Raw genomic sequence first — 5,276 nt, forward strand, 5'->3', positions numbered from 1 at the left:
AACCTGGATGCCGGCGGTGTCATGGCATTATCCGGAGAATTCCTCGTCCACGGCCGCGCAGCGTCGGGCGGTTCCTGCGGCGCCGGCAATCCCGGCCGTTGGTGCGCGCAACCATCGCTACGGCCTGCAGATCGAGGGTGCGAGCCCGCCCTGGCGGCCCATTTCCGTCTTCGACGACGGCCGCCGGGTCCATGTCGTCTTCCCGCCCGGCATCGCCCAGGGCGAGATGCCGCCGCTCTTCGTCATCGGCCCCGACGGCGCCCCCGAGATCGTCAACAGCCGCATCCACGGCAACGTGCTGATCGTCGACCGGCTCTTCGGCGTCGCGGAACTGCGCCTCGGTTCGGGAAAACGCCAGCAGGTGGTGCGGATCCATCGCCTGGAACCGGTGCAGCACGCTGTTGCCCCGGCTGCGGCACGCGGCAATGCGGGGTCCGGCAGGGATCGTGCTCATGACCGATAAGGAAAGCACTGCCGCGCCGATGCGCCTGCGCGCCGAGCCGCCCCGCGTCACCCGGCTGTCGCGCAAGGTGCTGGCGAGCATGGCCGGGATCGCCGCGCTCGGCATCGGTGCGGCGCTGATCTTTGCCCTGCAGGGCAGGGACATGATGGAACGAAGCGGTGAGGAGTTGTTCTCCACCGAGAACCGCGCTACCGCGGACGGGCTAACGAAACTGCCGCGCGACTATACCGGTTCCGCCCTCGGCCCGGCGCTGCCCGGGGATCTCGGCAAGCCGATCCTCGATGCGCGCAATCGCGGTGAGCCGGTGCCGGCGCCCGCCACGCCCACCGTCACCGCACCCGCCATGGACGCGGCCGAGCAGCAGCGGCTGGCCGAGGAAGAGGCCGCGCGGCTCAGCGGCGTGTTCTTTCAGGGCGGGCCGCGGGTGGAAGGTACGGCGAATACCAGTGCCGGAAGTGCCGGATCGGCGTCCGCCGGGTCCGGTTTCGTCGGCCAGCCGCAAGCCGGAGGAGCACAGGACCGGCATGCGGCGTTTCTGGGTGCGGCCGCCGACCGGGTGACGGTGGCGCCGGATCGCATCAAGCCACCAGCCTCGCCCTATGTGCTGCAGGCCGGCTCGGTGATCCCGGCGGCGCTGATCACCGGCATCCGCTCCGACCTGCCCGGCCAGATCATCGCCCAGGTCACGCAACCCGTCTATGACAGCCCGACCGGCTCGATCCTGCTGATCCCGCAGGGCACCCGCATCATCGGCGAGTACGACAACGGCGTGACTTTCGGCCAGCGCCGCGTTCTCCTCGTCTGGAACCGGCTGATCTTACCCGATGGCCGCTCCCTGGTGCTGGAGCGCCTGCCGGGCGCCGATGCCGCGGGCTATGCCGGGCTGGAGGACGGCGTCGATTACCACTGGGGAGATCTGATGAAGGCCGCCGGGCTCTCGACGCTGCTGGCGGTCGGTACCGAGCTTGCCACCGGCGACGAGGAGGACCGGCTGGTCCGCGCCATCCGCGACGGCGCCCAGGACACCGTCGACCAGGCCGGACAGCAGATCGTCCAGCGCCAGCTGCAGGTCGCGCCCACGCTCACCATCCGGCCCGGATTCCCGATCAGGATTCTGGTGAGCCGGGACCTAGTCTTCGAGAACGCCGGAGGATGACACCATGACGAAGCTGAAGCTGGGGCCGATCGCCGACGATACGCCGGTCAAACTGACCGTCGAACTGCCCGCTTGCCTGCACAGGGATCTGACGCTTTATGGCGAATTGCTGGGCCGCAGCGGCACGGGCGGGCAGGGTGTTGCTGTCCCGCCGCAGAAACTTGTCGTGCCGATGCTGGAGCGGTTTCTGGCCTCGGATCGCGGTTTCGCCAAGGCGAGGCGGAGTGTCGGTGCCGGGCGTCGACCTGGCGACTGATCCGCTATGCCTTGCCGCCTTGCGCGGACAGGATTCGCGCTAGGCTGAGCAAGCGGCGCAGGGCCGGATTGTCGTTGCGCGGCGACCAGACCGCGCAGAAGGGCAGGGGCTCCGTCGCGAGAGGCCGGAAGACCACCCCGGGGAAACTCGCGCCGGTGGTCGCTTCGCTGGTAACCGTTAATCCGTTGCCCAAGGCAACGAGCTGCATCAACGTGTCGCGGGACACCGGGCAGCGTTCGACACTGGGATGATGGCCGAGTTCCGACAGATGTCGGACGAGATAATCGTGGATTTCCGGTCCCGGACCGGCCTCGCTGACGATGAAATGTCGGTCGCGCAACTCGGACCACACGATCCGCTTCCGCGCCACCAGGTCGTCTCTTTCCGGAAGCGCCACGAAAACCCGCTCCTTCCAGAAAACCTCGACATCGCATTCCGCCGCATCGGGTGTACCGGTCAGGAACGCCACATCCATCCGATGCTGGCGAATGGCGGCGATGTGATCGCTCGGGCCGCCTTCGATGATCACGCTGCGCACACCGGGATGCTCCTCGTTGTAGCGGCGCAGCAGGTCCGCCAGGAAGCCCGAAGCCAGAGAGGCGAAGATCCCGATCCGCAGCACACCTTGCTCGGCGCGGCCGGCGGCACCGACGTCCTTGATTGCCAGGTCGAGCTCATCGAGCGCGCGCCGGGCATGCGCCAGGAATCTCTTGCCGGCATCCGTCAATGTCACGCCGCGCTTGTGGCGGATGAAGAGGGCGGCGCCGGTCTCGTCCTCCAGATCGCGGATGCGCCGGCTGATCGAGGATTCCCGCACCCCGAGCGTCCCTGCTGCCGCGCTGAAGCTGCCGTGCTCTACCGCCGCGATGACATAGCGGAGATGGCGTAGTTCTATCACCGTTCTGCTGGATCGGGGCCCCATTCGCTAGACTTCCTTTTCTAGAAAGGCACCTTTCATGTGCCTTTAGTGCGGGAGTTCAGCGGACTGAAACGATGACAAACTGATCGATTTGGAAGACGCGTCAGTTTCATTGATTGCAGCCAGGATCCCACATCTTCATCCGTTCCTTTGACAGGGTGTGCGGCCCCCCGGGATGTGGGAGGCCGCTCTGCGACCGATCTACTCGGCCAGTTCGCGCATGACCTTGATCAGGTCGGACTTGCCCTCGAAGCCGATACCGGGAAGCTCGGGCATAATGATATGGCCGTCCTGGACCTGCACCCCATCCGGGAAGCCGCCATAGGGCTGGAACAGGTCAGGATAGCTCTCGTTGCCGCCCAGCCCCAGCCCGGCCGCGATGTTCAGCGACATCTGATGGCCGCCGTGGGGAATGCAGCGCGAGGGAGACCAGCCCAATTGCTCGAGCACGTCGAGCGTGCGCAGATACTCGACCAGCCCGTAGGACAGCGCGCAGTCGAATTGTAGCCAGTCGCGGTCGGGACGCATTCCGCCGTAGCGGATGAGATTGCGGGCATCCTGGTGCGAGAACAGGTTTTCGCCTGTTGCCATCGGGCCGGGGTAGAACTCTGACATCGCTGCCTGCAACTGGTAATCCAGAGGATCGCCAATTTCCTCATACCAGAAGAGCGGGTATTCGCGCAGCATCTTGGCATAAGCGATGGCTGTTTCCAGGTCGAAGCGGCCATTGGCATCGACCGCCAACTGCGCCTCGGAACCGATTTCATCCAGCACGGCCTCGATGCGGCGTTGGTCCTCGGCGATCGAAGCACCGCCGATCTTCATTTTCACCACGTTGTAGCCGCGGTCGAGATAACCGCGCATCTCCTTGCGCAGCGCGCTGTCATCCTTGCCAGGATAGTAGTAGCCGCCTGCGGCGTAGACGAAGACGCGGGGGTTGGCCTCGCGGCCCTTCATCTCGGCCAGGTGACGGAACAGCGGCTTGCCGGCGATCTTGGCGACCGCATCCCAGACAGCCATGTCGATGGTGCCGACCGCGACCGACCGTTCGCCATGGCCACCGGGTTTTTCGTTCGTCATCATCGTTGCCCAGATCTTGTGCGGATCGAGATTGTCACCCGCCTCGTTGATCAGGCTCGCCGGATCGGCTTCGAGGATGCGGTCGCGGAACCGCTCCCGGATCAGCCCTCCCTGGCCATAACGGCCGTTCGAGTTGAAGCCATAGCCGACCACGCGACGACCGTCGCGGACCACATCGGTCACGACCGCGACGAGGCTGGCCGTCATTTTGCTGAAATCGATATAGGCGTTGCGGATGGGCGAGGCGATCGGTTTGGTCACTTCGCATACGTCGATGATACGCATGATGCTTTCCTTTCTTGCGTTATGTGGAAGGGATTTCGGTCAATGGACGACTTCGAGGGCATCGGGCGCCGTGATCTGGCGTGGCCGCTGGCCCTTTTGTTCGGCGATCACCTGGCGCACGCGGTCCATGTCCAGTTCGCCCTCCCATCTGGCGACGGCGATGGTGGCGATGCCGTTTCCGATCAGGTTCACGACGGCGCGGGCCTCATTCATGAAACGGTCGACGCCAAGCAACAGGACCAGGCCGGCAACGGGAACGGTGTCGAAGGTCGAGAGCGTCGCGGCAAGCGTCACGAAGCCTGCACCTGCAACCCCAGCAGAGCCTTTCGAGGTCAGAAGCAGAATGCCGAGGATACCCAGTTGCCCCCAAAGGCTCAGGTCGGTGTTCGTGGCCTGGGCGATGAAGATCGCTGCCATGGTCAGGTAGATGCAGGTGCCGTCGGCGTTGAAGGTATAGCCGGTCGGCAGCACCAGGCCGACCACGGGCTTGGCCACGCCCAGGCGTTCAAGCTTTGCCATCATCCGGGGCAGCACGGCCTCTGTCGAACAGGTGGCCAGGGTGATGAAGATCTCGTCCTTGAAGTAGCGCAGGAACTGCAGCAACGGGAAGCCGCTCCAGCGGGCGATGCTGCCCAGCACGACGATCACGAACAGCGCCGAAGTCAGGTAGACCCCCAGCATCAGGTAGCCGAGCGACCAGACCGAGCCGATCCCGTGCTTGCCGATGGTATAGGCGACGCCGGCACCTGCCCCCAGGGGAGCCAGCTTCATGACCATGCCGACGATGCGGAAGAGAGCTTGCAGCGCGCTGTCCAGCACATCGGTGAACGGTTTCGCGGTCTCGCCCATGTCAACGGCGGCGTAAAAACCTGCCACTGGGCGGCGCAAAAGTCGGCCACCGTTGTGCGCGGCTGAGACCGCTGCGAGGGCGTAGCCCGAGCGGGGGTCTCAGCCGCGCGTTGCGGTTTTCGAGGAGGGGGGATCAGCCGGCCTTTCTGGCGCGACTGTTGGCGAGGCGGTAGCTTTCGCCATTCATCTCGAGGATGTTGACGTGGTGGGTCAGCCGGTCGAGAAGCGCGCCGGTGAGGCGTTCGGAGCCGAAAGTTTCGGTCCATTC

7 protein-coding genes are annotated in these 5,276 nt (G+C 65.3%); 3 read left to right on the forward strand and 4 right to left on the reverse strand.

The window, feature by feature from the left end; all coding sequences use genetic code 11:
• The 3 genes from AQY21_RS03310 to AQY21_RS03320 all read left to right on the forward strand — a co-directional run.
• A partial coding sequence (locus AQY21_RS03310; protein WP_161905906.1) for a TrbG/VirB9 family P-type conjugative transfer protein occupies nt 1–463 on the forward strand: 463 nt, incomplete at its 5' end.
• Nucleotides 453–1,619, forward strand: coding sequence for a TrbI/VirB10 family protein (locus AQY21_RS03315; RefSeq protein ID WP_058096401.1), 1,167 nt, complete (start codon nt 453–455; stop codon nt 1,617–1,619). The genes AQY21_RS03310 and AQY21_RS03315, both read left to right, overlap by 11 nt.
• A gap of 4 nt (nt 1,620–1,623) precedes the next feature.
• On the forward strand, nt 1,624–1,875 hold the full coding sequence (locus AQY21_RS03320) for a DUF2274 domain-containing protein (RefSeq protein WP_058096402.1): 252 nt from the start codon (nt 1,624–1,626) through the stop codon (nt 1,873–1,875).
• 4 nt (nt 1,876–1,879) lie between these two features.
• Here AQY21_RS03320 and AQY21_RS03325 read toward each other — a convergent pair whose 3' ends face one another.
• The 4 genes from AQY21_RS03325 to AQY21_RS27160 all read right to left on the reverse strand — a co-directional run.
• Nucleotides 1,880–2,773, reverse strand: a complete 894-nt coding sequence (locus AQY21_RS03325; protein ID WP_238986680.1) for a LysR family transcriptional regulator — start codon at nt 2,771–2,773, stop codon at nt 1,880–1,882.
• 222 nt (nt 2,774–2,995) lie between these two features.
• Complete coding sequence (locus tag AQY21_RS03330; protein WP_058096404.1) at nt 2,996–4,159, reverse strand: mandelate racemase/muconate lactonizing enzyme family protein; 1,164 nt, start codon at nt 4,157–4,159, stop codon at nt 2,996–2,998.
• A gap of 39 nt (nt 4,160–4,198) precedes the next feature.
• Nucleotides 4,199–5,008, reverse strand: a complete 810-nt coding sequence (locus AQY21_RS03335; RefSeq protein ID WP_203416357.1) for a cation:dicarboxylate symporter family transporter — start codon at nt 5,006–5,008, stop codon at nt 4,199–4,201.
• 133 nt (nt 5,009–5,141) lie between these two features.
• A partial coding sequence (locus tag AQY21_RS27160) for an ATP-binding protein (protein WP_238986681.1) occupies nt 5,142–5,276 on the reverse strand: 135 nt, incomplete at its 5' end.

Origin of the sequence: Paracoccus sp. MKU1 (genome assembly GCF_001447385.1) — a bacterium.
Taxonomy (GTDB): Bacteria; Pseudomonadota; Alphaproteobacteria; order Rhodobacterales; family Rhodobacteraceae; genus Paracoccus.